Source organism: Deinococcus actinosclerus (assembly GCF_001507665.1).
Lineage (GTDB): Bacteria > Deinococcota > Deinococci > Deinococcales > Deinococcaceae > Deinococcus > Deinococcus actinosclerus.
Genome location: NZ_CP013910.1, coordinates 977,022 through 1,002,198, shown reverse-complemented (window position 1 = coordinate 1,002,198; position 25,177 = coordinate 977,022). Strand labels below are relative to the sequence as shown.

Sequence of the window (25,177 nt, the reverse complement as noted above, 5' to 3'; positions counted from 1 at the left end):
CCCCCGGGACGGGCAGCAGCGACCGGCGAACGCACGCGGGCAACAGGGATTGTGGTGCGGCCAGTGTACACCCGGTCAGCGGGCCACCCCCGGCCTCCCCTACCGCGCCGCCGGGTATCCTGCGCCCCATGAGTGAGGGTTCCGCTGAGGCGCAGGGTGACGTGCTGGTCACGCCGGACGGGTCGCGCACCGCCCTGAACGCCCGGTTCGGCGAGGCGTACGGGTCGCGGCACGGCGCGGCGTCGCAGGCGCGGCATGTGTTCGTGGAGGGCACCGGCACGCACGAGCACCCCGCCCCGCGCGTGCTGGAGGTGGGCTTCGGGGTGGGCGTGAACGCCCGCGCGACCCTGGCCCGCTGCGCGGCGCGCGGCGTCCCGCTGGCGTACCACGCGTTCGAGTTCGACCCGGCGCCCCGTGAACTGCTGCGGGACGTAGCGCGCGGCGGGGAGGCTGAGGCTCACCCCGCGTGGCGGGCACTGCTGGACGCGTGGCCCGAATCGGGCGGCGGCAGCGGTGAGATCGAGGTCACGGCGGGCGGCGCGACCCTGCGCGTCACGTTCGCGGACGTCCTGACCGCCGATCTGCCCGCGGGCTGGGCGACGGCGCTGTACCTGGACGGTTTCTCGCCGGGCCGCAATCCGGACGTGTGGACGCCGGCATTCACGGCGCGACTAGCCCACACCCTCGCGCCGGGCGGCGTGCTGGGCACGTACAGCGCTGCCGGGCACGTGCGCCGCTCGCTGGAGGCCGCCGGGCTGCGCGTGGACCGCCGCCCCGGCGCGCCCGGTAAACGCGAGTGCCTGCGCGCCGTGCGGGAGGGCTGATGCACGTCATCGTGATCGGGGCGGGCATCGCGGGGGCGTCGGTCGCGTACTTCCTGGCCCGCGCGGGCGCGCAGGTGACGGTCGTGGACGCAGGCGCGCACCGCGCGAGCGACGTGCCCAGCGCCCTGATCAACCCGGTGCGCGGCCAGTCGGGCGGCGTGGACGCCCGCGCGCTGGACGGCATGCGCTTCACGTGGACGCTCCTGAGCGACCTCGAGGCGGCGGGGCACGCGGTCCCACACGCGCAGTCGGGCGTGCTGCGGCCCATCCCGGACGACCGCGCCCGCGCCCGCTTCGAACGGAACCTGCCCGCCGCGCTGCCCCACGCGTGGCTGAGCCCGGCAGACGCGCCGGAACCCCCGGCGCCCGGCTGGGGGCACGTCCTGCACCTCCCGGACGGCGGGTGGGTGGACGGCCCCGCCTTCACCCGCGCGCTCGTGCAGGCGTCCGGCGCGCCGGTCGTCACCGGACGCGCGCAGGACTGGACGGCCCGCACCGTCACCCTGGCAGGCGGGGACACCCTGAGCGGGGACGCCGTGGTGTTTTGCGGCGGCTCGGTCGGCGTCACCTGGCGCGGCGAGGTCGCCACGCACCGGCGCGGCACCCTCCTGACCCTGGACCGGGCCGTGACGCGCGTCCCCCTCAGCTTCGGCGCGTACCTCGCCCCGGACGCGCGCGGCGGGGTGCTCGGCGCGACCTTCGAGACCCCCTCCGCCACCTGGACGCCGGACGGGTTGCCCCTGGCGTCCCTGGGCTGGCTGCTCGGCAAGGGCGCCGCCCTGACCGACCTGCGCGGCGCGCGCGTCACCGGACACTGGACCGGCACGCGCCTCTCCGGCCTGAACGCCGGACCGCAGGAGGGCGGCCCGTGGCGGCTGACCGGCCTGAGCAGCAAGGGCTTCCTGCTCGGGCCCCTGCTCGCGGCTGAGCTGGCCAGCGACCTGATGAGCGCGGCTCAGTCCGGCTGATACGAGATTCAAATGACTCGCCTCCCACGTGATCGCGTTCCGTTTTGCCCTCTCCCTGTGGGAGAGGGAGGGAGAAGCGAAGCGACGGAAGGGTGAGGGGACCACCGGGTGGCGCTGTCTGGTTGGGAATCCATTTGATCCCATATGACGCTCAGGGCCCGAGGGAAGCCGGCGGATGGGTTGAGCAGTTTCCCTCAGTGGGCTTGCAGTTCCCGCTCACAGCGGGTTCCAGTTCCACCCTGGGGCCAGGAGCACGCCCCAGGGCTCCACTTTCAACCGCTGTCCTTCTCAGATACTCGCTCCGCTCGATTCAGAGGTCTTGGGAAACCCCTTCAAGACCTCTGAATGCTGCCGTCAGTTCTCCAGGACGTTGCGGCGGAAGCGTTCGAGGATGGCGAGACCCACCGCGCCGCTCTTTTCCGGGTGGAACTGCGTGGCGTGGAGGGTGCCGTGGCTGAACGCGGCCCAGAAGGGTACGCCGTACTCGGTGATGGCGCCCGCGTCCACATCGACGGTCAGGGGCACGTAGTAGGAGTGCACGAAGTAGGCGTACGCGGGGCACGCGAGGTCGTTGAGGAGGGGGCTGTCGCCGACCTTGTCGAGGCTGTTCCAGCCCATCTGCGGCACCTTGCGCTGGGTGTCCTGCGGAAAGCGCAGGACGGTGCCGGGGATCAGGCCGAGGCCCTGCACGCCGGGCGCTTCCTCGCTGCCGTCGAGAAGCATCTGCATGCCGACGCAGATGCCCAGGATGGGCGTGCCACCCCGCGCAGCGTCGAGGACGGGCTGGCGGAAGCCGCTGTGGTCGAAGGCGTCCATGACCTGCCGGAAGTGCCCCTGGCCGGGCACCACGAGGGCGCGGGCGCCGGGCACGTCGGCGGGGTCGCTGCTGACGCGCACGGTCATGCCCGCGCGTTCGAGGGCCTTGGCGGCGCTGCGGACGTTGCCGGCGCCGTAGTCGAGCAGCAGGACCTCGGGGCGGTCGGTGGCGGGGGCGGTCACAGGCTGCCCTTGGTGCTGGGCATGGTCTGGGAGGTGACCTGCACGGCGTCCCGCAGGGCGCGCGCGACGGCTTTCACGATGGCCTCGATGACGTGGTGCGCCTCGCGGCCCGCGAGGAGGCGGACGTGCAGGGTGATGCCCGCGTGGTTGCACAGGCCGCGCAGGAATTCGCGCAGGTGGTAGTGGGTCATGCCGCCCGCGTCGCCCCAGACGTTCAGCGTCTCGGGTTCGAAGGCGAGGTGCGCGCGGCCCGACAGGTCCAGCACGACGTGCGCGAGGGTCTCGTCCATGGGGACGAAGGCGCTGCCGTACCGTTCGATGCCCTTGCGGTCCCCGAGGGCCTGCGTGAGGGCCTGTCCGAGGGTGATGCCGGTGTCCTCGATGAGGTGGTGCGGTTCGATGTGCAGGTCGCCGGTCGCGCGGACGGTCAGGCCGATGCGGGCGTGGCGGGCCAGGGCGTCGAGCATGTGGTCCAGGAAGCCGTGACCGGTCTGTGGGTGCTCGTAGCTGGTGGTATCGAGGTCGAGCTGGACGGTGATGTCCGTTTCGCTGGTGGTTCGGGTGACGGTGGCCGTGCGGCTCATGCCCAGCATGCTAGGGGACGAGGGGGGGGTGCGTGTGTGCCCTTGTCGATGAGAGGGCTGCGGCGCGCTGGCGGCGGGAGGAGGTGAGCGCCAGCATCAGGGTTCCAGGTCGCGCTGGGTTAGCCTTTCTGCTGGTTCGCCCCTCTCTCCGACCAGCGAGTCATTCTGTCTTGACCGTAATTCCATTCTGTTATAAACTAAACGCATGAAACTGAGCGATGTTCAGAAACGACTTCAGGCCCCGTTTCCCGCTCACATGGTGGCGTGGAAACCAGCCGCCTTCAGCCGGGACCGCAGCCGCGCGCTGATGCTCGCGCACATCGACGCCCGCGCGGTGCAGGACCGCCTGGACGCCATCTGCCCGGATGGGTGGAGCTTCGAGATCGAGGTTGTCCCCGGCACCCGCCAGCCCACCGTGAAGGGCCGCCTGACCGTCCTGGGCGTCACCCGCGAGGACATCGGCGAGGCCCCGAGGGCGACCTGGGCACCCTGAAGGCCGCCTCCTCGGACGCCCTGAAACGCTGTGCGGTGCATTTCGGCATCGGCCGGTACCTGTACGACCTGCCCAGGACCTGGGCCGACTGGGACGACGCGGGCCGCAAGCCCATCCAGACGCCCGAACTGCCCGACTGGGCCCGCCCCGACCACGAACGCACGCCCGGCGGCGCGCACCTGATGCAGGCCATGGAGCAGCTGCGCTACGAACTGCCCGAGGATCTGGACCTTCAGCGCGAGGTGTACAAGCACCTGAAGGCCGCGCTGGGCAGCCTGCACCCCGCCCCGCCGCAGCCCACGCCCCAGCACCCCACCCCGCAGCACCCTGGACGGGCCGCGTGACACGAATGCCGTCTGCTTCGTGGACAGATCGGGACCACACCGATCTGCCCACTGCACGTCCGGCATCCGCCCTGCTCCCACTCGCGTCCGCTCGGGTGGAACGGCGTGTGCACACCGTCCCACCGGAGGTTTTATGATCCGCCGCGATCGGGACGAGCCCACCCACGCGCAACCCGGTCGTCTGCTCACCGCGATCCTCAGCGTACTGCTGCTGATGCTGCTGGGCGGCACGCTCGCCCGCCTGCTGTAACGACACCCGCCGAACATCGCTCCCTGCCCGCGCACCTGCCGCCGGGCGGGGTTTCGCTGCGTCACTGCTCCGGCACACAGTGTTACCACTCTGGTACGCACAGCGGGCCGTCTGCTCTGTCTACGCTGAGCCCATGACGTGGAACCCCGACCAGTACCACCTCTTCCGCGAGGCCCGCAGCGCCCCCGTCCGCGACCTGCACGCCCTGATTCCCGATCAGGCCTACGCCAGCGTCATCGACCTGGGCTGCGGCACGGGCGAACACACCCTCACACTCGCGCGGCGCTTCCCGCAGGCGCAGGTCACCGGCCTCGACCAGAGCGCCGAGATGCTGGAGCGGGCGCAGGCGCAGCAGGCCCCCAACCTCCGCTTTCAGCAGGGCGACCTGGGCCGCCTGGACGGCACGCACGACATGATCCACGCGAACGCCTCACTGCAGTGGGTGCCGGATCACCCCGCGCTGCTCGCGCACCTGTGGGCGCACCTGAATCCCGGTGGGGTCCTGGCCGCGCAGGTCCCCGCCAACCACGACCACCCCAGCCACCGCCTCCTGACCGACACCGCCCTGGACTTCCAGGACGAACTGGGCGGGTACGCCCGTTTCGGCACCGCGCACGGCGCGTCCCCCGTCCTGCCGCCCGCCCGCTACGCCGAACTGCTCGACGAACTGGGCGGCACGGACATCACCGCCCTGAGCAAGGTCTACCCGGTCGTACTGAGCGGCGCGGACGGCCTGATCGACTGGACGAAAGGCACCGCCCTCGTGCCGTACCTCAGCCGCCTGACCGACGACGGGCAGAGGCGGTTCCTGGCCGCCTACCGCGAACGCCTCCACGCCGCCTACCCCGGTGGGCGCGTGTACTACGCCTTCACCCGCACGCTGTTCACCGCACGCCGGCCCGCCTGAGCGTCACTTGAGGAAGTCGGCGGGATCGGGTTCCTGCTGCGCCATCTGCGGCGTGAGCAGCATCAGGAAGTGCATCATCTGGCCGCGCTTGTCCTTCACCTTGCCGTCCATCAGGTACAGGCCTTTGAACATGCCGTCCCCGAGCGTGTACAGGTTGGCCGTCTGACCGTCCTTTTTCGCGGCCCGCACGAATTTCAGGCTGCGCGCGCCGAAGAACTCACCGGGCTGCCCCTGCGGTTCGACCAGCATGACCGCCCAGTGGTTGGTGCTGAGCTTCGGCATGTAGATGAACATCAGCCCCTGCACCGGCACGCCGCGCGGCGTGACCCAGGCGCGCATGACCATCTCGCCCATCACGTTCGTGTCCATCAGGGGGGTCTGCCCCGACTGCCCCGAGGCGACGCTCCAGACCGCCTTCGAGTAGTCGGCGGCCTGGGACGCTCCGGTCAGGGCGAGCAGGCTCAGGGCACAGGCGGGAACGGCGCGGCGCATGACAGGCAGCATGGCAGCGCGCCGCCCCGGGAGTCGCCTCAGGTGAGCAGGCGTCGGGGGCAGGGCACCCCCATCACGGGCCGGCTGGCCGCAGATCGTACAGGACGTGGCCGGTGGGCACACCGATTTCCCGCGAGGTCCAGCGTTCCCGGGCGTGGACGGTCAGGTGCAGCGCCCCGAAGAGCCGCAGCCAGTCCGCGTCGCTGCGCTGCGCGTGGGGATGCCCGGCTTCCAGGTTCACCAGGGCGTCCAGGACGCGCGCCAGACGGCCGGGCCGCTGGCCGTCCCCGGTCACGTCCTCGAGCACGAGGACGCGCCGCCGGGCCACGCGGGCCGCCTCGCGCAGGACGCCGGGCGGGTCGGGGCAGTGGTGCAGCACGAACGCCAGCAGCACCGTGTCGAAGTGGGCGTCCGGGAACGGCAGCGGCCCCGGCGTGAGCACCCGCCTCAGCCCGGCCTGCCGCGCGAGGTGCCGGGCCGCCGGCTGCGCGATCAGCCGCTGCCCCCACGCGCCCGGGTGGGGCGGCGCGTCCGCCAGCGTCACCGCCCAGCCCTGACGGGCCAGGAGGACCCCGGTGTGCCCGGTGCCCGCTCCCAGGTCCAGCAGCGACCCGCCGGGCGGCAGGTGCACCCGCAGCCGCTCCACGACCCGCCGGGCGCGGGGCCAGCCGACCGGGCCGTACAGCGCGGCGATCAGGGCGTCCCGGCGCGCGCCCATCACGCGACCTCCGGCGGAGTGGACGCCCTGGCGCGCGCCCGGGTTGCCCATGACCCAGACGGACTCCGGATCACACGCCGCGTTTCTTCGTGCCCTTCATGGGGGCGTGGGTCCAGGGATCGTCGGGCCAGGGGTGTTTGGGGTAGCGGCCGCGCAGGTCCTTGCGCACCTCGAAGTACGAGGAGTTCCAGAACGACCTCAGGTCCTGCGTGACCTGCACGGGTCGCCCGGCGGGCGAGAGCAGGTGCAGCAGGACGGGCGTGCGGCCCTCGTTCACGCTGGGCGTGTCGGCCAGTCCGAACAGTTCCTGGAGCTTCACGGCCAGGATGGGTGCCTCGCCGGGGCGGTAGGTCAGGCGGACGCGGCTGCCGGTGGGCACGGTCAGGTGCGTGGGGGCCAGCTCGTCCAGCCGGGCAGGGAGCGGCCAGGGCAGCCGGGCCTGGAGGGCCGGGAGGAGGTTCACGCGCGCGAGGTCGTCACGGCTGCGCACGCCGTCCAGGTGCGGGCCGAGCCAGTGCTCCAGCGTGCCGAGCAGCGCGGCGTCGCTCAGGTCCGGCCAGTCTTCCGTGCTGCCCGCTGACGGTGATCGCCACGCGCGCACGGACTCCACGCGGTCGCGCAGCGCCTGCGCGTCCGGGCTGAAGGTCAGAAGGTGCAGGCCCTCGTCGCGGATCGCGGCGGCCAGGGCGTCCACGCGGGCGGCGGCCGGCAGGTCCCGCAGGGGCCGCGTTTCGAGCACCAGCGCGCCGAAGCGCCGTTCCCGCTGCGCGACGAGGGTGCCGGTGCGGGCGTCCCAGCGCACGGCATCCACCCACGCGGCCCCGGCGTCCAGCGCGGCCGGGTCGAGCGGGGCGGCCAGGAAGATGCGGCCCTCGGCCTGCGCGGCGTCGAGGTGCGCGACGGCCAGCGCGCGCGCTCCGGCCAGGGCGTCCCCCTCGGGCAGCGCGGCGCCCTGACCGCCCGCGAGCAGGAAGCGCCCCCGGCGCAGGCCGCTGGTCTCCTCGCGGGCCAGCGCGGCGCGTTCCGGGTACGCGCGGGCCACCAGCGCCCCCACCGCGAACGGGTCTGGGTCGCGGTCGTCGGGGCGGACCTTCAGGAGGGTGCGCCACTGGCGCGAGAGCCGCTCCACCCGCTCCAGCACGGCGACGTCTCCCCCGCTGTGATCTTTTCGCCTCCAGGCGCGCAGGGCACGCGCCCGGTCGGTGAGGTCCGCGCCGGAGCCGTTGGGGAGCGGGTCGCGTTCCTCCAGCAGCGCCGCCACGTCCGCCGCCAGCGCGGGGTCGCCCGGCGTGGTCAGCAGGTGCGACACGCGCGGGTGCGTGGGGAAGTCCAGCAGGCGCGCGCCCTCCGGCGTCACCCGGCCCGCGTCGTCCAGGGCGCCCAGCCCTTGCAGCACGTCCCGCGCGGTCTGCACGCGGCGTTCCGGCGGGACGTCCAGCCAGTGGAGGGTCGCGGGGTCGGTCACGCCCCACTGCGCGAGTTCCAGCGTCAGCGGCGCGAGGTCCGAGTCCAGCACCTCCGGCGCGCGGGCGGCGGGTAGCAGCGGCTGGGTCCGTTCGCTCCAGAGGCGGTACGCGACGCCCGGCGCGGTGCGGCCCGCGCGGCCCGCGCGCTGCGTGGCGGCGTCGCGCGTGACGCGGCCGGTGACCATGCGGGTCAGGCCGGTCGCCGGGTCGAACGCCTGCGTGCGGCTCAGGCCGCCGTCCACCACGACGCGCACGCCGTCGATGGTCAGGGACGTCTCCGCGATGCTGGTCGCCAGGACCACCTTGCGCCGCCCGTCCGGGTCGGGGCGCAGCGCGCGGGCCTGCTCGCGCACCGGCAGGTCGCCGTACAGGGGCAGCACCACGGCGTCCACGCCGGAGAGCAGCGCGGCGGCGGCGCGGATCTCGCGCACGCCGGGCAGGAACGCCAGCACGTCCCCCGGTTCGGCGTCCAGCGCGGCGCGCACCTGCCGCGCCACCAGCTCCTCCACGCGGCCCACCGGGTCGGTCGGCAGGTACCGGACGTCCACCGGGTACGCGCGGCCCGCGCTCTCGACCAGGGGCGCGCCCAGCCGCCCGGGCAGCGCCGGGTCCAGCGTGGCGCTCATGACCAGCACCCGCAGGTCGTCCCGCAGCGCCCCCTGCACCTCGCGCAGCAGCGCCAGCGCCAGATCGGCGTTCAGACTGCGCTCGTGGAACTCGTCCAGGATCACCAGCCCCACGCCGGACAGTTCCGGGTCGCGTTGCAGGCGGCGGGTCAGGATGCCCTCGGTGACGACCTCCAGCCGTGTGGCGGCCGACACGCGCGAGTCGAAGCGCACGCGGTACCCGACCGTGCCGCCAACCTCCTCTCCCAGACCTTCCGCCAGCCTGGACGCGACCGCGCGGGCCGCGACCCGCCGGGGCTGGAGCATCACGACGCCCTGCCCGGCCAGCCACGGCTCGTCCAGCAGCGCCAGCGGCAACCCCGTACTCTTGCCCGCGCCCGGCGGGGCCTGCACGACCACCAGGGGATGCGCCGCGAGCGCCGCGCGCACCTCCCCCGTGACCTCCTCGATCGGCAACTTCACGCCCCGCATGGTACGCGCGGGGCGCAAGGACAGGCGCGGCGCGCCTCAGCGGGTCGTGATGCGGTCCACCTCGGCCAGCTCCTCGGGCGTGAGGGTCCAGCTGGCCGCGCCCACGTTCGCGTCGATCTGCTCGGGTTTCGTGGCCCCGGCGATCACGCTGCTCGTCACGTCGAAGGACAGCAGCCAGCTGAAGGCGAGGTCCAGCAGGGTGTGGCCCCGCCCTTGCGCGAAGGCGCGCAGGTCCTCCACGACCGCCCAGTTGCGTTCGGTCAGGTAGCGGTCCTGGGCGCCCCTGCTGCCGGTGATGCGTGCGCCCTCGGGCAGGTCGGCCCCGGCGCGGTACTTGCCGGTCAGGAGGCCGCTGGCCAGGGGAAAGTACGGCAGCAGGCCCAGGTGCAGGTCGCGCGTGGCGGGGATCAGGTCAGCCTCCACGTCCCGCACGAGCAGGCTGTGTTCGTCCTGGCAGGACGTGAAGCGCGCCCAGCCGTGCCGCGCGGCCAGGGCGTCGGCGGCGCGCACGTCGGCGGCGGGCATGTTGCTCACGCCGATGGCCCGCACCAGGCCCTCCTCCACCAGTTCGTTCAGGGTGCCCAGCGTGTCCTCGATGGGCGTCTGAGGGTCCGGGGTGTGCAGCTGGTACAGGTCCAGGTGATCGGTCCCGAGGCGGCGCAGGCTGGCGTGCAGCGCCTCGCGGATGTACGCGGGCCGCGCGCCCTGCCGGCCGTCTCCCATGTCCATGCCGAACTTGCTGGCCAGGACGATGTTCGCCCGCTCGGCGCCCAGCGCGCGGCCCAGCAGCTCCTCGCTGCCGCCGCGGTTGCCGTAGATGTCGGCGGTGTCGAACAGCGTGATGCCGGCGTCCAGCGCGCGGCGCACCACGGCGGTCGTGCCCGCCTGATCCAGCCGTCCCCCGAAGTTGTTGCAGCCCAGCCCGACGACCGACACGGTCAGGCCGCTGTGTCCCAGCGTTCGCGTTTGCATGCGTGCAGCCTACGCCTGCCGACATGAGCTGCACCCAAGGGTGGACGCGCGCCCCAGCCCGCGTGAGGCATGCTGGGGCATGCGCGCCCCCCCGAACCGCCCTCCACTGGCCCGCCCTGCTGCGGCCCCGCGTCCGGCGACCAGCCTGGGCCGCGCAGCCGCCGTCACCGCCGCCCTCATCGCGGGCCTGTGGGTGCAGGAGGGCGCCGATCAACTGGTGTTCCAGGGGCAGCTCGATCAGTTCGGCATCGAGCCGCGCGCGCCCGGCACGTTCTGGCACGTCCTGACCGCGCCGTTCCTGCACGCGGGCTTCGGGCACCTGATCGCGAACACCGTGCCCCTGGCCGTCCTGACGTTCATGAGCGCCCTGCGCGGCGTGGCGCGGTTCCTGACAGCGCTGCTGCTGATCGTGCTGATCGGCGGCGGACTGGTCTGGCTGCTGGGACGGGGCGGCAGCGTTCACCTGGGCGCCAGTGAACTGGTGTTCGGGCTGCTCGCGTACCTGCTGGGGGTGGGCTGGTGGGAACGCACCCCGCTGGCGGTCGGCGTGGCGGTCGCGGCCTTCCTGCTGTACGGCGGGATCCTGTGGGGCGTGCTCCCGGCGAACCCGGCGGTGTCGTGGGAGGCGCACCTGTTCGGCTTCGTGGGCGGCCTGATCGCCGCGGCGATCCTGCACCGGAAGCGTCCCCCGGCGCGGCCCGCCCCCGGCTTCCCGCGCTGACAGCGGGACTCAGTTGCACTGAAGCGCCACCGGCGCGCCCGTCAGCTGCACTTCCAGCCGCTGGTGTCGCCGGTTTCTCATTCCGCTCGGTTCAGGCGTGTTGACCTTCAGGACATTCTCACCTGGGGGGCGGGCTATGCTCGGCGCGATGCGAGCCTGGCCCACCCACCGGCGACCTGCCCCGACCCGGGTGGGCCGCTGGCTGCTGGCGCTGCTCGCGGTGCTGGCGTCGCTGGCGCACCTGACCCGCAGCCCCGAGGCGGGCGGGCTGGGCCTGACCCTGGGGACGCTGCCCCTGGGCACCCTGACCCGTGCCGCCACCGGAGCGGGGCACGTCCACGACGCTCCAGTGGAGGCTACTGCCCACGTGCATGTGGCGGGCGTCCCCTGCGACCCACCTGCCTCCCGGACGGCGGAGGGGGGGACGCGCACGCGGGCAGGCACGCCCTGACGGACGCCGCGCCGAACGCCCCGCCGCACCACGCGCACGGCGACTCCCACTGCCCGCTGTGCCTGACGGCCGGCTTCGCGCTGGCCGCCGCCGACGGGCCCCGCGTCGGCCCACGGGCCCAGCGCGCTTCCCACGTGACCACCCGCACCGCCGGGCCGGTCACGTTTGCGCTGCGGCATGCGGACGCCCGCGCGCCACCGCTGGCCTGACCTCAGCCGCCACCGGAGTTTCCTCCCCGACCGGGCCATGGGACCCCGGCCCGGCGCTCCTCGCGGCCCGCGCCCTGTGGCCTGTGCCCCGTACTCCCCCTGTCCCTTTCACCTTCCGACGACCGCGCCTGCGTGGCCTGCGGCGTCCCCTGATCCACCCTGGAGTTTCCCCATGTTCAACCTGAAAACTGTCCTGCCCCTGGCCGCCGCCCTGCTGCTCTCCGTCGCGGGAGCGCACGCCACCGTCCGCACCGAGGCCGGCCTGACCGAATCCGCCGCCGGCAAGAGCGAGACGTACCGCCTGAACGTTCCCACCGAGAAGGAGATCGCCACCACCCGGATCCGCCTCGTGGTGCCGGCCGGGGTCGTGATCAGCCGCTTCCAGGTCACGCCCGGGTTCACGCGCACCGTGAAGAAGGACGCGGCTGGCCTCGTGACCGAGGTGGTCTGGACGGGCCGCGTGGCCCCCATGGAGTACGCCCGTTTCTTCTTCCAGGCGAGGAACCCGGCGGCGGCCGGTGAGGTCGTCTGGAAGATCTACCAGACGTACAGCGACGGCAGCGTCGTCGCGTGGGACGACACGAACCCCGCCGAGGGGCCCGCCAGCCGGACCACCGTCAAGTAAGCGCCTGCACGGGGGGAGGTCAGATTCCTCCCTCTGCCCCTTCTCGACCCTGGAGGTCGTCCCATGAAGAACATCCTGCCCCTGCTGGCTGCCCTGACCCTGTCCGCCGCTTCTGCCCACACCGCCGTGTCGGGCGTCACCCCGGCCCTGAACGCGACCGTGACCGCCCCGAAGACCGTGACCCTGGCGTTCAGCGAACCCGTCGAACTGCGCTTCTCGACGTTCCGCGTGATGGCGGTCCCGGCGGGCGTGACGGTGGCCGAGGCCGCGCGCCGCGCCCTGGCCGAGAAGGCCGACTCGGCGGCCCTGGCGAACCGCCCGGCCAGCCTGAGCGGCGCGGCGGCCCGGCTGGCCCTGACCCTGAAACCGAACCTGAAGTCCGGCCAGTACGTGATCGCGTGGAAGATCCTCTCGGAGGACGGGCATCCGGTGACCGGCCAGAGCACCTTCCGGGTCAAGTGAGCCCCTGCCCGTGCCGGCACTGCTGAACGGACTGGTGTTCCTGGGGCTCGCGCTGCTGCTGGGCGGCGCGTTCGCCCGGCGCGGGCTGACCCCCGGCTCACCCCCGGCGGCGGTGCTGGGGGCCGGGCTGGGCGGGCTGCTGCTGGGCTGGGGCGGGCAGGTGGCCGTCACGCTGTCGGCGCTGGGTATGACCGCGCCCGGCGACGTGCTCGCGTACCTGACGGCCACCACGCCCGGCCGCGCCATGCTGACCGGGCTGATCGGGGCGCTGCTGCTGCTCGCGGCCGAGCTGACGGCCACCGCGCCGTCCGGGGACGGAGCCCATCCCGCTCGGCCCGGGTGGCCGGCGCTCGCGGGTCTGGGGGGCGCGCTGCTGCTCGCCTGGGGCGTGGCGGGCGTGGGCCACGGGGCCGGGCACGGGGCCTGGGTGCGGGGCCTGCACGCCGCGCACGCGCTGGCGATGTCGGTGTGGCTGGGGGGCGTGCTGGCCCTGCTGCGCGCCCGGCCGCTGAGCACGGCGCTGGCGCGGCGCTTCACCCCGGCCGCCCTGGGCAGCGTGCTCGTGCTGGCCGCCACGGGACTGCTGATGGCAGGCGAGCACCTGACCGGCCCGGCGCAGTGGCTGGGCAGCCTGTACGGGCAGGTGCTGCTCGTAAAGCTCGCACTTGTGGGGCTGGCCCTCGGGGCGGCCGCGCTCGTGCGCCGGGCCTTCGCGGCGCGCCGCCCGCAGGTGCGCCTGATCCTGGCGCGGGAGGCCCTGCTGCTCGTGGCGGCGCTGGGCGTGACGGCCGTCCTGACCACCCAGGCGCCGCCCCACCTGTCGGCGCACCCCGGTCACCCGGCGCCCCCCTAAGCACGCGGGCGGCCAGCGCGGCTCAGCCCGCCGCCCGGCGCATCCGCGGAGCCGGTCTGCCCGCGCGGACCTGCGTGACGTCCCATACGGAATCGCTTCCAGTTCAGTGGGCGGGCGCGCAGTCCGTCACGCTGCGGGTGACGCCTCCAGGGGCCGGGGCCAGTCCCGCGCAGACGTGACTGGCCTTACACTGGACAGGTTATGGCGAAATATCGCATCTGCTTGATTGAAGGCGACGGGATCGGCCACGAAGTGATCCCCGCGACCCGCCGCGTGCTCGACGCCGCCGGCTTCGACGCCGAGTACGTCCACGCCGAGGCCGGGTACGAGTACTACCTCGACCACGGTACCAGCGTGCCGCAGGCCACCTACGACGCCGTGGAGAACACCCACGCGACCCTCTTCGGCGCGGCCACCAGCCCCAGCGGCGAGAAGCCCGCCGGGTTCTTCGGCGCGATCCGTCACCTGCGCCAGAAGTACGGCCTGTACGCCAACGTGCGCCCCACCAAGACCCGTCCCGTGCCCGGCGCGTACGAGAACGTCGATCTGGTGATCGTCCGCGAGAACACCCAGGGCCTGTACGTCGAGCAGGAGCGCCGCTACGGCGACACCGCCATCGCCGACACGGTCATCACCAAGGACGCCAGCGACCGCATCGGCAAGTTCGCCGCCGACCTCGCCATGAAGCGGGGCAAGCGCCTGACGGTCGTGCACAAGGCCAACGTGCTGCCCGTCACGCAGGGCCTGTTCCTGAACACCATCCTGGACCACGCCAAGACCGTGGACGGCCTGAACACGAACACCATGATCGTGGACAACGCCGCCATGCAGCTCGTGCGCAACCCCCAGCAGTTCGACGTGATGGTCATGACGAACATGTTCGGTGACATCCTCTCCGACCTCGCCGCCGGTCTGGTCGGCGGCCTGGGTATCGCCGCGAGCGGCAACGTGGGCGACAAGTTCGGCATCTTCGAATCGGTGCACGGCTCGGCACCCGACATCGCCGGTCAGGGCATCAGCAACCCCACCGCGACCATCCTGGCCGCCGTCCTGATGCTCGACCACATCGGCGACCACGAAACGGCCCGCCGCATCGACGCGGCCGTGAACAAGGTGCTCGTCGAGGGGCCCCGCACCCGTGACCTCGGCGGCACCGCCGGCACCGAGGAGTTCACGAACGCCGTCATCGCCGCCCTGGCGTAAGCGAACACCAGCAAGGGGGCCGGACGCTCAGCGTGTCCGGCCCTCTGCCGTGGGTCGGGCCCGCCGCGAACCGGGCCCCCGCCCTTCCTGCTTTACCCTGGGCGTCATGACGAACTTGCAGCGATTCACGGACCGGACGGTGCTCATCACGGGGGCAGGGGGCGGGATCGGCGCGGCGCTGGCGCACCGGTATGCCGCAGAGGGCGCCAGGGTCGCGGTGAACGACGTGAACGCGGCGGCGGCGCAGGCGGTCGCAGACGCCCTGACCGCAGCGGGCGCGCGGGCGCTGAGCGTGCCGGGCGACGTGAGCGTGCTGGGCGGCGTGGAGGCGATCTTCGCCGTGACCGAGGCAGAGCTGGGACCGGTGGACGTGCTCGTGAACAACGCGGCGCTCACGAGTGACCAGCGGCACTTCCTGGACGCGGACGAGGCGTGGTGGGACCTGTTCCTGCGCGTGAACCTCAAGAGCGTGTTCCTGTGCAGTCACCGCGCGGCGCGGGGCATGGCGGCGCGGCGGCGCGGCGTGATCCTGAACGTGTCCAGTGGCGGCGCGACCCGCTCGCACCGGGGCTTCACGTCGTACGACGCGGCCAAGGGCGGCGTGGAGGCGTTCACGCGGGCGCTGGCGCTGGACATGGCGCCGTACGGGGTGCGCGTGAACGGGATCACGCCGGGCTTCATCAATACCTACGGCCTCTCGGGCGAGGATCTCGCGCAGCGGGAGAAGACCGTGCCGCTGGGCCGCTACGGCACCGCCGAGGACCTGACGGGCGCGGCGGCGTTCCTCGCCTCGGACGACGCGGCGTACGTGACGGGCCAGTTCGTGGTGGTGGACGGTGGGGTGCTCGTGCAGCAGCGCAGCGCGAACGTGGATACCTTCCCCCTCTCGCGCTTCCCAGAGGTGCCCGCCGGGGAGTGAGCTGATCCGCAAATCCCTCCCCGCGTGAAGGGTTGCTACGCCACTCGGCCCATGCTTGCGCCCTGCGGCGCGTGGTACGGTCAGCCCTGACCACCGGGATTGCCCGGTCGTCTGCCCCTCCGCTCACTCAAAGGACCTCCCTGCCTTGCGTCTGTAACCCCTGACTGCCGTGTTCCGAGTTGCCGCCCGCCGCGTGTGGGCTGGCCTGTCCCGTCAGGGGGATGAACTGATGTTGATGTTGAGTGGGGTCGCGCGCTCGTTCGCGGACCGTGTGGTGTTTTCGGATGTGGAGCTGACCGTGGGGGCCGGGGAACGGCTGGCGCTGGTCGGAGAGAATGGCAGTGGCAAGAGCACGCTGCTGCGTGTGCTGGCGGGCCTGGACGCGCCGGATGCGGGCGTGGTGACCCGCTCGGGCCGCGTGGCGCTGCTGGCGCAGGCCCAGTCAGTAGGTGGATCGGCGCTGGGCGGGTCGGTGCTGGAGGCCGTGACACCCCCGGCGCTGGCCGGGGCGCAGGCGGCGTTCGACGCGGCCTCGGCGGCGCTGTCAGGCGGGTCGGAGGCGGCGCTGCTGGCCTTCGCGGACGCCGAGGAAGCGTTCCGGCTCTCGGGTGGCTACGACTTCGCGGGGCGCGCGGCGGCGGTGCTGGCCGGGCTGGGCCTGGACGCCGGGGCGCGCGCGGACCGGCTGTCGGGTGGGCAGGCGCGGCGGGTGCTGCTGGCGGCGCTGCTGCTGGCCCCGGCGGACGTGTACCTGCTGGACGAGCCCACGAACCACCTGGACGTAGATGGCGCGGCGTGGCTGCGCGACTGGATCCGGGCGTCGGACGCGGCGTTCGTGCTGGCCAGTCACGACCGGGCGTTCCTAGACGAGGTGGCGACCGGCGTGGCGGAACTGGAACGCGGCACGCTGACCGTATACCCCGGGAATTACTCTGCGGCGATGGCCCTCAAGGCCACGCTGCGCGAGGCCCAGGCGCGGGATTTCGAGGCGTACCGCCGCAAGCGCGCCGCGCTGGACGAGGAGCGCCGCCGCCTGAACAGCAAGGGCAGCGTCGAGGAGAACCGCTCGCGGGCGCGGGACAACGACAAGTTCCTGTCCACGCACAAGGCGGGGCGGGCGCAGGTGCTGTTCTCCAACCGCGCGCGGGCCATGGAGCGGCAGATCGAGCGGATGGACACCGGGGCGCCGGACAAGCCGTTCCGGGACGCGCGGACGCTGCGGCTGACGCTGCCGCCCGTGCCGCCGGGGCCGCTGGAGGTGCTGACCGTCCGTGACCTGAGCGTGACGCGCGGAGCAGAGGTGGTGCTCTCAGGCGTGAACCTGCACGTGCGCCGGGGCGACCGGGTGGCACTGACCGGCCCGAACGGTGGCGGCAAGAGCACGCTGCTGCGCGCCCTGCTGGGGGGGCTGCCGCGCGCGGGGGCAGTGACGTGGGGCGCGGGCCTGACCGTCAGCCTGATCGGGCAGCACGGCGAGGAACTGCTCGGGCTGGGCACGGTGGGGGACGCGCTGCTGGACGCCAACCCACTGCTGACGCCGCACCAGTTGCACGAGGTGGCGGCGGCGCTGGAGGTGCCGGGCGGACCGGCCTTCCCCCTCTCGGGCCTGTCGGGCGGGCAGCGGACGCGCCTGAGCCTCGCGCGACTGCGGGTCACGCGCTCACAGGTGCTGCTGCTGGACGAACCCACCAACCACCTGGACGTGCGGGCCATCGAGGCGCTGGAGGCGCTGCTGCTGGACTTCACGGGGACCGTGCTGCTCGCCAGTCACGACCGGCGGTTGGTGGACCGGGTCGCCACTCGCGCGTGGCGCGTCACAGGCGGCGGGGTGCAGGAGGCGTGAGCCTGCGGGCACGAGAAAGAGGCCGCGCGGACGCGGCCCCTCCCCTGTTTGAAATCAGTTCAGGCGGGTGATGCGGGTGGCGGGTTCAGGGGTGACGGTGGTGGACTTGAGGTAGTTCTGGAAGGCGTCCAGGTCCACGGCGCCGCCCAGGCGGTCGGTGCCCTGCGCGAACACGGTGAAGCCGTCGCCGCCGTCCGCGAGGAAGTTGTTCATGGTCACGCGGTACTGGGCACCCGGGTCGAGGGGCTGGCCGTTCAGTTTGACGTCGCTGACCTTCTCGCCCTTGGGTTTGGCGTTGTCCCAGGTGTACGTGAAGCCCCGGCTGACCTGCAGGATGCGGTTCTGCCCGGCGGCGGGGTTGTCGAACTGCTGCTCCAGGGCGGCCTTGATCTGCGCGCCGGTCAGGGTGACGACCATCATGACGTTCCCGAAGGGCTGCACGGTGAACACGTCGCCGTAGGTGACCTGCTTGCTGGCGTTGGGGACGTTCACGGGCAGGTCGGCGCGGATGCCGCCGGGGTTCATGAAGGCGATCACGGCGCCGCCCTTGTCGGCGGGCGCGGCGGCGGCGAGCTGGCTGTCGGCGATGACGTCGCCCAGCTGGCTTTCACCGGCGGCGTTCACGGTGCGGGTGATCTGCTCGGCGCCCAGGGTCGCGACGACCTGCTTGCTGAGGGTGTCGGTGAGGCCCTTGGCCTGGGCGACGATGGTGGTCATGGCGGGGTCTTTGGCCTGCTTGGCGGCGTCCACGACGACGTTGCTGGCCTTGACGCTCAGGAGTTTGTGCAGACGGGTGTCGACCTGCAGGTCGAGGCGCTGCAGCAGGTGGCCGTAGGAGTCGCCCTGGATGACGGTGCGGGGTTTGCCGGCCGGGTCGGGCACGACGCAGTTGTAGCCGCGGTGGGTGTGGCCGGTCATGATCGCGCCGATGCCCGCGTCGAGGCCCTGGGCGATCTTGACGATGTCGCCGCTGAGGGTCTTGCAGTCCACGACGTCGAAGCTGTCCTTGCTCGCGCCGCCCTGGTGGATCAGGGCGATGACCGCGTCGGGGCGCTGGCGCTTGATTTCGGGCATGACGGCGTTGACGCTGGCGACCTCGTCCGCGAAGGTCAGGCCGGCGACGCCGCTGGGCGTGACGACGGTGGGGGTGTCCTTGAGGACCGCGCCGACGAAGGCGATCCTGGCCTTGCCGACCTGCACGATCTTGTACGCGGGGAAGACGGGCTTGCCGGTCGCAGCGTCCAGGACGTTCGCGGCCAGGTACTGGAACTTGGCGCCTTCGAAGGTGTTGTTGAATTTGCAGGCCTTGGTGGGTTCGTTGCTGGCGCAGCCGCCCTTCTGGAAGCGCGTGAGTTCGGCGACGCCGTTGTCGAACTCGTGGTTCCCGACGACGTTCACGGCCATACCCAGGCCGTTCAGGGCGGCGATGGTGGGCTCGTCGCGCAGCAGGGCGCTGATCAGGGGGCTGGCGCCGGTCATGTCGCCCACGCCCACGAAGACGGTGTTGGGGTTGGCCTTGCGGGCGTCGGCGAGGACGCCGCCGATGGCCTCGACGCCGCCGGCCTGGACGGTCAGGGTCTTGGTGCGGTCGGCGGGGTCGGGCACGCGGAAGCTGGTGGGCAGCAGGTTGCCGTGGAAGTCGTTCACGCCGATCACGGTGACGTCGGTGGTGGAGGGGCCCAGGATCATGGAGCAGCTGCTCAGGGTCAGCGCCGCGCCGATCAGGAGGAGGTTGTTTTTCATGCGCTCCACAGTGTAGGGCCTGACGTGTCTGCCCAGCATCAGCCGCCCGGCTGGTTGCAACCACCCGGGATACGCGAACAGACCGCCCCCTGATCAGGGGGCGGTCTGCTGGGCTGACCTGCGCGTGGTGTGCCCGCGGGCGCGGGCCCGACACCGGCGCGGGTCAGGGGTGCCGGGTCAGTAGAACTTGGTGATGCGCTCGACGCTGTGGCGGTGGTGGGGGAAGCCGTCCTCGGCGCGCTTGCCGACGGGCAGCAGGCCGGCGAACTGGACGTGCTCGGGCAGGCCGAGGATCTCCTTGACCTTGGCGGGGTCGAAGCCGAGCATGGGCACGGTGTCGTAGCCGAGGCCGCGGGCGGCGAGCATCAGGAAGCCGAAGGCGATGTTCGCCTGGCTCAGGCCCCACTGGCCGCGCTGGGCGACGGGCTGGGCGCCGAACACGCCGTCGAAGGTGTTGCGCTGGCCGGTGCGGCCCGCTTCGCCCATGCCGGGGTGCGCGGTTTCTTCGACGGTGGCCAGGGTGTCTTCCATGTCGCTGTAGACGACGATGACGGCGGGGGCGTTCGTGACCTGGCCCTGGCCGTAGGCGGCGTCCTGGAGCTGCTGCTTGATGGCGGCGTCCTGCACGACGGCGAAGCGCCAGGTCTGGGCGTTCCAGGCGCTGGGGGCCAGGCTGGCGAGGCGCAGGATCTCGTGCAGGTCGTCCTGGTTCATGGGTTCCTGGACGTACTTGCGGATGCTGCGGCGGGTTTCGATGGCTTCCTTGATGTCGAGCACTTTGGGGGTCGTCGCGGTCATGGCAAGAGGTTATCCCCAGTGCTTTGAAAAGTCAAGCGGTGTGTCTTTCGTCATGATCTGGTCAGTCATGCCGTGTAGACTCTGGTCATGAGCACTGAACACACTGGTTTCTGCCCGGTCTACCGGGCCATCGGGGTGTTGCAGGAGAAATGGGTGCTGCACATCGTCCGCGCCCTGCTGAACGGTGAGAAAGGGTTTAACGAACTCGCCCGCGCCGTCGGCGGCTGCAACAGCGCCACCCTCACGCAGCGGCTGGAGCACCTCGAGACCCTGACGCTGATCACCAAACGCACCGAGGACAGCCACGGCAAACTCGCGCGCAGCGTCTACAGCCTCACCCCGGCCGGCCTGGAACTCCAGAGCGTCATCGACGCCATCGACGGCTGGGCCAAGACCCACCTCAGCGCCCCCGCCCCCACCACACCGGACCTCCCCACCGCCCCGACCTCGCCCTGCTGACCCCGGCCCTGCCCCGGGCAGGTACCCTCTGAAGCATGTCAACGGTCATCACCATCGTGCCGCCCGATCCAGACTGGGCGGCACGTTTCCGTACCCTGGCGGCCACCATCCGCCCCCACCTGCCGCCCGGCGCGGCGCTGCACCACATCGGCTCGACCGCCGTCCCCGGCCTGCACGCCAAAGACGTGACCGACCTTCAGATCGGCCTGGGTGACCTGAACGCGGCGCCCGCCGTGCTGGACACCCTGGCGGCCCTGGGCTACGAACCGCGCCCCGCCGTCACCACGGATCACCTCCCGCCCGGGCTGACCCTGGACCCCGCCGAGCTGCGCAAGGCGTACGCCAGCCGCGCCGGACAGGTGCACGTGCACGTGCGCGAGGTTGGCCGCTTCAACCACCGCTACCCGCTGCTGATGCGCGACTTCCTGCGCGCTGCCCCGGCCGCCGCCGCCGCGTACGGCGAGATCAAGGTGCAGCTCGCCCGGCTGCACCCACGCGACGTGGACGCCTACTACGCCGTGAAGGACCCCGTGATGGACCTGATCATCGCCGGGGCTCAGGAGTGGGCTGCCCGGACCGGCTGGACGCTGCCCCCCAGCGACGCCTGAACGTGCCAGGATGCTCGGGCGCCCCTCCCCCATCCCGACGCGCGCCGGAGGCCCACCCATGATCGCGTTCCTGCTCTTTATCGTGCTGCCCACCGCCCTGATCGTGCTGGCCCTGCGCATGAAACCCCTCGTGCCCCGGGACGAGCGCACCCATGATCCGCTGGGGGCCAGCGGCGCCGCCGGGGGCATGTTCGGCGCGCACGGACTGGAGGCCGACCCGGTGAGCGTCCGGGAGGACACCGAGCAGGTCCGCTTCGACCTGACCGGCCTGCCCAAGCGTGAATGAACGCCGAACACGGCCCCGCCGCCCGGCCCGTACCCTGAAGGCATGGGTATCAAGGACAACTTCACGGCAGACGAGTGGTTCAAGGTCATGACCGGTCCCGGCCGGGCCGGCGCGGCGGTCGTCGCCGCCAGTCCCAGCGGCCTGACCGGGCTGGTCGCCGAGGCGCAGGCCATCGGGCAGGCCGTGCGCGAGAGCGTCAGTGCGCACACCCGCACGCCGCTGCTGGAGGCCATGGCCGCCGACCTGCTGGGCACCGCGCCCGACCCGCAGGCCATGCCGCACCAGGAGCGCGCCCGCAACATGGAAGAAGCCCGCGAGCAGAGCCTCCAGGGCGTGCGTCAGGCCGCGTGGCTGGTCGCCGCGAAGGCCAGCCCCGAGGACGCCGCCGCGTACCGCGCCATGCTGATCAACGTGGCCGAACGCACCGCGGGCGCCGCGAAGGAAGGCGGCTTCCTGGGCATCGGCGGCGAGCAGGTGAACGACAAGGAACGCGCCGTGATCGAGGAACTGCGCGCCCTGCTGGGCCAGGGCGCCGCGCCTGCGGCCGACGCCAGCCCCGCCCCCCTGAGCGTCCCCCCCACGGACGGCAGCGGCACCAGCAACTGACTCTGCCGGGAAAGGTCGGCCCGTGGGGATTCCCTACAGGCCGACCTCTCCGTCGTGACCTGACCCGGCCCACGTCGTCCGGGTCAGTCGCCGTCCGGGCCGAGGCGCCGGGAGCGGGTGTCGTTCACGCGGGTGGTCATCAGGTCCCGGAAGGCCTGATCGTGCGGCACGCCCGCCTCGAACTGCGTGCCGGTGGAGGCCATCACGTGTGAGCGCCCGTCGCCGCGCAGGTACGCCGCGCCGCGCTCGCGGTGGCTGACGCGCCAGCGTTCCATGTCCTGCACGCAGGCGCCATACAGGTCGCGCGCGCGGCTGTCGCCCCAGGTCTGCACGGCGGCGCGCACGTCGCCGTGGTGGGCGTCCCAGGCGCTCAGCAGGGCGCGCTGCTCGGGCGGCAGGTACGCGCGGGACGCGAGGAGCGCCGCGCCCAGCGGGCCGCTGAACGGCACGCCCAGCGTCAGGTCCGCGAACTGCGTGGCGCCCAGTTGCAGGCCGCTGGCGCCCTCGAGCAGCGTGCCGCGTTCGGTCAGGCCCCACCCGAAGGTGGGCTGGGTCAGCACGCGCCACAGGTCGGTGCGGATCACGTGGAAACGCGTGAACACGTTGATCTCGCGCGCCAGGGCTCGGACCGCGTGGTGCAGGGCCTCCAGCGCGCCCGCCAGCGCCTCCCGGTCGTGCTCGTGCGCGGCCTGCACGGCGTCCAGCCCGGCCACCAGGACCGCCTGCCCGCGCGCCTCGGCCAGCACGAAGGTCTGGATCCACAGGTCCAGCTGCTCCCCCGCCTCGCCCTCCTGCCAGGAGTGGGCGATCCGGACGTTCCCGGCGTGCAGGGTCGCCGCGTCGTACGCCGCGCCGGGCGCCACGTCCGGGCTGCGCCAGTTGAGGTACTTCAGGGTGTACAGCCCCCCGCAGGGCGGCAGGCCCCGCGCGGCGCTCAGGTGCCGGAACAGGCCGTCCAGCGCGCGGGGAAAGTCCGGCACCTCGTGGAACCGGTCCGGGTGGACGGGCACGGCGTCCCAGCGGTACAGGTGCATCAAGGTCGCGGCGGCCGACAGCAGCGCGTCCCGCTCGTCCGGCGTCAGGTCCTCGGTCTGCCGCGTCAGGTCGGCGGGCCAGGAGGCCGCGGCCTCGCGGATCAGGGGGCGCACGCCGCCCGCCCCGTAGGCGCCGGCCAGGGCAGGAATCAGGTCAGGCACGGCCTGGAAGGGACCGGGGAGGTTCAGCAGGGGCGCGCGCGGCGGCAGGAACCCCGTGCGGCGCAGGGGCGCAGCGGCGTCCAGCAGGGCGGGGCGTAGGGGAGCGGGATGCGGCAGGGGGACTTCACCTCCAGGTGCCCCACTGTAGGGAGGCAGCTCGGTGAGCCGCTGCGCACTTTCCGGAGCACCCACCCCCCTCTCCCCCGAAGGGTGAAGGCCGCCCACAGTGCCGGACAGCTCAGGCGCGCGCCGGCGACTTGGGCGGTACACTGCCGCTCGGGCCGGGGGGCGACTGGCGCTGAACGTGGGGACACCACGGGGAAGCCCCCGACACGGACTTTTTCCTGATCGCGCGCCTGGGTCGATCCCCGCCCCCGTGGCGGGGTCCTCGGAGGTCACAGTGACGCAGCATGGGACGCAGACCGGCACACAGGGCAGGAGCAGACGGGCACTCATCTCGGTGAGTGACAAGACGGGTGTCGTGGAGTTCGCGCGGCAGCTCGAGGCGCGCGGCTGGGAGATCCTCAGCACCGGCGGGACGTACCAAGGTCTAGTGCAGGCCGGAATTGCGGCGCGGCAGGTGAGCGACGTGACGGGCTTCCCCGAGATGCTGGACGGCCGCGTGAAGACGCTGCACCCGGCCGTGCACGGCGGCATCCTCGCGCGGCGCGAGCCCGGACACCTGGGACAGCTGGAGGCGCACGGGATCGTCACCATTGATCTGGTGTGCGTGAACCTCTACCCGTTCCGGGAGACGGTGGCGCGCGGCGCGCCGGACGCGGACGTGATCGAGAACATCGACATCGGCGGGCCCGCCATGATCCGCTCGGCGGCGAAGAACCACGCGGGCGTGCTCGTACTGGTGGACCCCGCGGACTACAGCGTGGCCCTGCAGGACGAGGTGAGTGACGCCGAGCGGCGCCGCCTGGCCGCGAAGGCGTACCGGCATACCAGCGAGTACGACGCCGCGATCACCGCGTACCTGACCGGCGCCAGCGACGACCTGCCCACCGCCCTGCCCGGGACGCTGACGCTGAACCTGACGCGCGCCGCGCAGGTCCGCTACGGCGAGAACCCCCACCAGCCGGGCGCGATCTACCGCCTGGGCGACGCCACCGGGCCCGTCATCGACGCGCAGGTCGTGGCGGGCAAACCCATGAGCTTCAACAACTACGCCGATGCGGACGCCGCCTGGGCGCTGTGCCAGGAACTCGCCGCGCAGGAGGCCGCGCTGCCCGGGCACGCCGCCGTGTGCGTGGCGGTCAAGCACGCCAACCCCTGCGGCGTGGCGGTCGCGGCGGACGTGAAGGCGGCCTGGGAACGCGCCCGCGACGCCGACACCCTGAGCGTGTTCGGCGGCGTGGTCGCCGTGAGCGCTCCAGTGACGCTGGAGGCGGCGCAGGCGACGCGCGGCACCTTCCTGGAGGTGCTCATCGCGCCCGAGGTCACGCCCGAGGCCGCCGCGTGGTTCGCGGAGAAGAAACCGGACCTGCGGGTCCTGGTGGCTGCGCCTGCCCAGGGTGTGAGCGTGCTCGACGTGCGGCCCCTGACCGGCGGCTTCGCCGTGCAGGAACGCGACGCGCGCCCCTGGGACGACCTGTGCCCCGAGGTCGTCACCAGGCGCGAACCGACCGAGCAGGAGTGGCTGGACCTGCGCTTCGCGTGGGCGACCGTGAAGCACGCCCGCAGCAACGCCGTCGTCCTCGCCAGGGATGGCGTGACGGTGGGCCTGGGCGCGGGCGCCGTGAGCCGCATCTGGGCCGCCGAGCGCGCCGTGGCGAACGCCGGTGAGAAGGCGCAGGGGTCCGTCCTGGCGTCCGAGGCGTTCTTCCCCTTCGACGACGTGGTGCGCCTCGCGGCCAGCGTGGGCGTCACGGCGATCCTGCAACCCGGCGGCGCCAAACGCGACCCCGAGGTGATCGCCGCGTGCAACGAACTGGGCATCAGCATGGTGTTCACCGGCTCCCGCCACTTCAAACACTGACCTTTCAACCCTGAACCCCCGGGTGGACGTGGCGGCGTCCACCCCCTTCTTTTTGGTTGATGGTCGACAGCGTGTGAGCGACCCGTCTGCCCACGTC

The 25,177-nt window shown here is 72.6% G+C and carries 25 protein-coding genes, 1 pseudogene and 1 riboswitch; of the genes and pseudogenes, 17 read left to right on the top strand and 9 right to left on the bottom strand.

What is annotated here, in order from left to right; genetic code table 11:
* Positions 1-128: 128 nt before the first annotated feature.
* Positions 129-824 carry a tRNA (5-methylaminomethyl-2-thiouridine)(34)-methyltransferase MnmC2 gene (gene mnmC2, locus AUC44_RS04845; RefSeq protein WP_062157635.1) on the top strand — a complete coding sequence of 232 codons (696 nt, stop codon included), beginning with the start codon at positions 129-131 and terminating at the stop codon, positions 822-824.
* The gene (locus tag AUC44_RS04840) at positions 824-1,792 is read left to right on the top strand and encodes an NAD(P)/FAD-dependent oxidoreductase (protein ID WP_062157634.1); all 969 of its coding nucleotides are present in this window, start codon (positions 824-826) and stop codon (positions 1,790-1,792) included. The genes mnmC2 and AUC44_RS04840 overlap by 1 nt, the downstream gene beginning before the upstream one ends.
* Before the next feature lie 354 nt (positions 1,793-2,146).
* On the opposite strand, the gene hisH is transcribed toward AUC44_RS04840, so the two are convergent.
* Together hisH and hisB are read right to left on the bottom strand one after the other, a co-directional pair.
* Positions 2,147-2,791 (bottom strand): imidazole glycerol phosphate synthase subunit HisH, encoded by a 645-nt coding sequence (gene hisH / locus AUC44_RS04835; protein WP_062157633.1) that lies wholly within the window; start codon positions 2,789-2,791, stop codon positions 2,147-2,149.
* Positions 2,788-3,375 carry an imidazoleglycerol-phosphate dehydratase HisB gene (gene hisB / locus AUC44_RS04830; protein WP_062157632.1) on the bottom strand — a complete coding sequence of 196 codons (588 nt, stop codon included), beginning with the start codon at positions 3,373-3,375 and terminating at the stop codon, positions 2,788-2,790. The genes hisH and hisB overlap by 4 nt, the downstream gene beginning before the upstream one ends.
* Positions 3,376-3,580: 205 nt before the next feature.
* On the opposite strand from hisB, the pseudogene AUC44_RS04825 reads away from it, so the two are divergent.
* Positions 3,581-4,212: pseudogene (locus AUC44_RS04825) on the top strand (Rad52/Rad22 family DNA repair protein).
* A gap of 383 nt (positions 4,213-4,595) precedes the next feature.
* Positions 4,596-5,369 carry a methyltransferase domain-containing protein gene (locus tag AUC44_RS04820; protein WP_062157631.1) on the top strand — a complete coding sequence of 258 codons (774 nt, stop codon included), beginning with the start codon at positions 4,596-4,598 and terminating at the stop codon, positions 5,367-5,369.
* Between the two features lie 3 nt (positions 5,370-5,372).
* Here the strand turns inward: AUC44_RS04820 and AUC44_RS04815 are convergent, their stop codons facing one another.
* From AUC44_RS04815 to AUC44_RS04800, 4 genes are all read right to left on the bottom strand, one after another.
* Positions 5,373-5,861: a hypothetical protein gene (locus AUC44_RS04815; protein WP_062157630.1), complete on the bottom strand. Its 489-nt coding sequence runs from the start codon at positions 5,859-5,861 to the stop codon at positions 5,373-5,375.
* 73 nt (positions 5,862-5,934) lie between these two features.
* Positions 5,935-6,579, bottom strand: coding sequence for a class I SAM-dependent methyltransferase (locus AUC44_RS04810; RefSeq protein ID WP_062157629.1), 645 nt, complete (start codon positions 6,577-6,579; stop codon positions 5,935-5,937).
* 70 nt (positions 6,580-6,649) lie between these two features.
* Entirely contained in the window at positions 6,650-9,142 is a 2,493-nt protein-coding gene (gene hrpB / locus AUC44_RS04805; RefSeq protein WP_062157628.1) for an ATP-dependent helicase HrpB, read from the bottom strand.
* A gap of 36 nt (positions 9,143-9,178) precedes the next feature.
* A complete protein-coding gene (locus AUC44_RS04800) occupies positions 9,179-10,114 on the bottom strand; it encodes an aldo/keto reductase (protein WP_062157627.1) in 936 nt (311 codons plus the stop codon).
* A gap of 79 nt (positions 10,115-10,193) precedes the next feature.
* Between AUC44_RS04800 and AUC44_RS04795 the strand changes: the two genes are divergently transcribed.
* The 8 genes from AUC44_RS04795 (at position 10,194) to AUC44_RS04760 (ending at position 17,400) form a co-directional block, all read left to right on the top strand.
* Positions 10,194-10,835 carry a rhomboid family protein gene (locus AUC44_RS04795; protein ID WP_062157626.1) on the top strand — a complete coding sequence of 214 codons (642 nt, stop codon included), beginning with the start codon at positions 10,194-10,196 and terminating at the stop codon, positions 10,833-10,835.
* A gap of 148 nt (positions 10,836-10,983) precedes the next feature.
* A complete protein-coding gene (locus AUC44_RS04790; protein ID WP_157445168.1) occupies positions 10,984-11,286 on the top strand; it encodes a hypothetical protein in 303 nt (100 codons plus the stop codon).
* Positions 11,287-11,667: 381 nt separating this feature from the next.
* Positions 11,668-12,120, top strand: a complete 453-nt coding sequence (locus tag AUC44_RS04785; RefSeq protein ID WP_062157624.1) for a DUF1775 domain-containing protein — start codon at positions 11,668-11,670, stop codon at positions 12,118-12,120.
* 63 nt (positions 12,121-12,183) lie between these two features.
* Positions 12,184-12,582, top strand: coding sequence for a copper resistance CopC family protein (locus AUC44_RS04780; RefSeq protein ID WP_062157623.1), 399 nt, complete (start codon positions 12,184-12,186; stop codon positions 12,580-12,582).
* Between the two features lie 10 nt (positions 12,583-12,592).
* Positions 12,593-13,435, top strand: a complete 843-nt coding sequence (locus tag AUC44_RS04775) for a CopD family protein (protein WP_062157622.1) — start codon at positions 12,593-12,595, stop codon at positions 13,433-13,435.
* A 201-nt stretch (positions 13,436-13,636) separates the two neighbouring features.
* The gene (locus tag AUC44_RS04770; protein ID WP_062157621.1) at positions 13,637-14,638 is read left to right on the top strand and encodes an isocitrate/isopropylmalate dehydrogenase family protein; all 1,002 of its coding nucleotides are present in this window, start codon (positions 13,637-13,639) and stop codon (positions 14,636-14,638) included.
* A gap of 106 nt (positions 14,639-14,744) precedes the next feature.
* The gene (locus AUC44_RS04765) at positions 14,745-15,557 is read left to right on the top strand and encodes an SDR family NAD(P)-dependent oxidoreductase (protein WP_062157620.1); all 813 of its coding nucleotides are present in this window, start codon (positions 14,745-14,747) and stop codon (positions 15,555-15,557) included.
* A gap of 229 nt (positions 15,558-15,786) precedes the next feature.
* Positions 15,787-17,400, top strand: a complete 1,614-nt coding sequence (locus AUC44_RS04760; protein ID WP_062157619.1) for an ABC-F family ATP-binding cassette domain-containing protein — start codon at positions 15,787-15,789, stop codon at positions 17,398-17,400.
* 54 nt (positions 17,401-17,454) lie between these two features.
* Here the strand turns inward: AUC44_RS04760 and AUC44_RS04755 are convergent, their stop codons facing one another.
* Both AUC44_RS04755 and AUC44_RS04750 read right to left on the bottom strand, forming a co-directional pair.
* A complete protein-coding gene (locus AUC44_RS04755; RefSeq protein ID WP_062157618.1) occupies positions 17,455-19,143 on the bottom strand; it encodes a bifunctional metallophosphatase/5'-nucleotidase in 1,689 nt (562 codons plus the stop codon).
* Positions 19,144-19,320: 177 nt separating this feature from the next.
* Positions 19,321-19,941, bottom strand: a complete 621-nt coding sequence (locus AUC44_RS04750) for a nitroreductase family protein (protein ID WP_062157617.1) — start codon at positions 19,939-19,941, stop codon at positions 19,321-19,323.
* Positions 19,942-20,028: 87 nt separating this feature from the next.
* Here AUC44_RS04750 and AUC44_RS04745 point away from each other — a divergent pair, with 87 nt between their 5' ends.
* Genes AUC44_RS04745 through AUC44_RS04730 form a run of 4 tightly spaced genes read left to right on the top strand, consistent with a single transcriptional unit; the run spans position 20,029 to position 21,900 of the window.
* The gene (locus tag AUC44_RS04745; RefSeq protein WP_062157616.1) at positions 20,029-20,400 is read left to right on the top strand and encodes a winged helix-turn-helix transcriptional regulator; all 372 of its coding nucleotides are present in this window, start codon (positions 20,029-20,031) and stop codon (positions 20,398-20,400) included.
* Between the two features lie 35 nt (positions 20,401-20,435).
* Positions 20,436-21,008 carry a GrpB family protein gene (locus AUC44_RS04740; protein ID WP_062157615.1) on the top strand — a complete coding sequence of 191 codons (573 nt, stop codon included), beginning with the start codon at positions 20,436-20,438 and terminating at the stop codon, positions 21,006-21,008.
* A gap of 58 nt (positions 21,009-21,066) precedes the next feature.
* Positions 21,067-21,294 (top strand): hypothetical protein, encoded by a 228-nt coding sequence (locus tag AUC44_RS04735; protein ID WP_062157614.1) that lies wholly within the window; start codon positions 21,067-21,069, stop codon positions 21,292-21,294.
* 42 nt (positions 21,295-21,336) lie between these two features.
* Entirely contained in the window at positions 21,337-21,900 is a 564-nt protein-coding gene (locus AUC44_RS04730; protein ID WP_062157613.1) for a hypothetical protein, read from the top strand.
* Between the two features lie 83 nt (positions 21,901-21,983).
* Here AUC44_RS04730 and AUC44_RS04725 read toward each other — a convergent pair whose 3' ends face one another.
* Positions 21,984-23,096, bottom strand: a complete 1,113-nt coding sequence (locus AUC44_RS04725; protein WP_231724533.1) for a hypothetical protein — start codon at positions 23,094-23,096, stop codon at positions 21,984-21,986.
* A gap of 278 nt (positions 23,097-23,374) precedes the next feature.
* Positions 23,375-23,465: riboswitch (ZMP/ZTP riboswitch) on the top strand.
* Between the two features lie 91 nt (positions 23,466-23,556).
* Here AUC44_RS04725 and purH point away from each other — a divergent pair.
* The gene (purH, locus tag AUC44_RS04720) at positions 23,557-25,080 is read left to right on the top strand and encodes a bifunctional phosphoribosylaminoimidazolecarboxamide formyltransferase/IMP cyclohydrolase (protein ID WP_231724532.1); all 1,524 of its coding nucleotides are present in this window, start codon (positions 23,557-23,559) and stop codon (positions 25,078-25,080) included.
* Positions 25,081-25,177 lie beyond the last annotated feature (97 nt).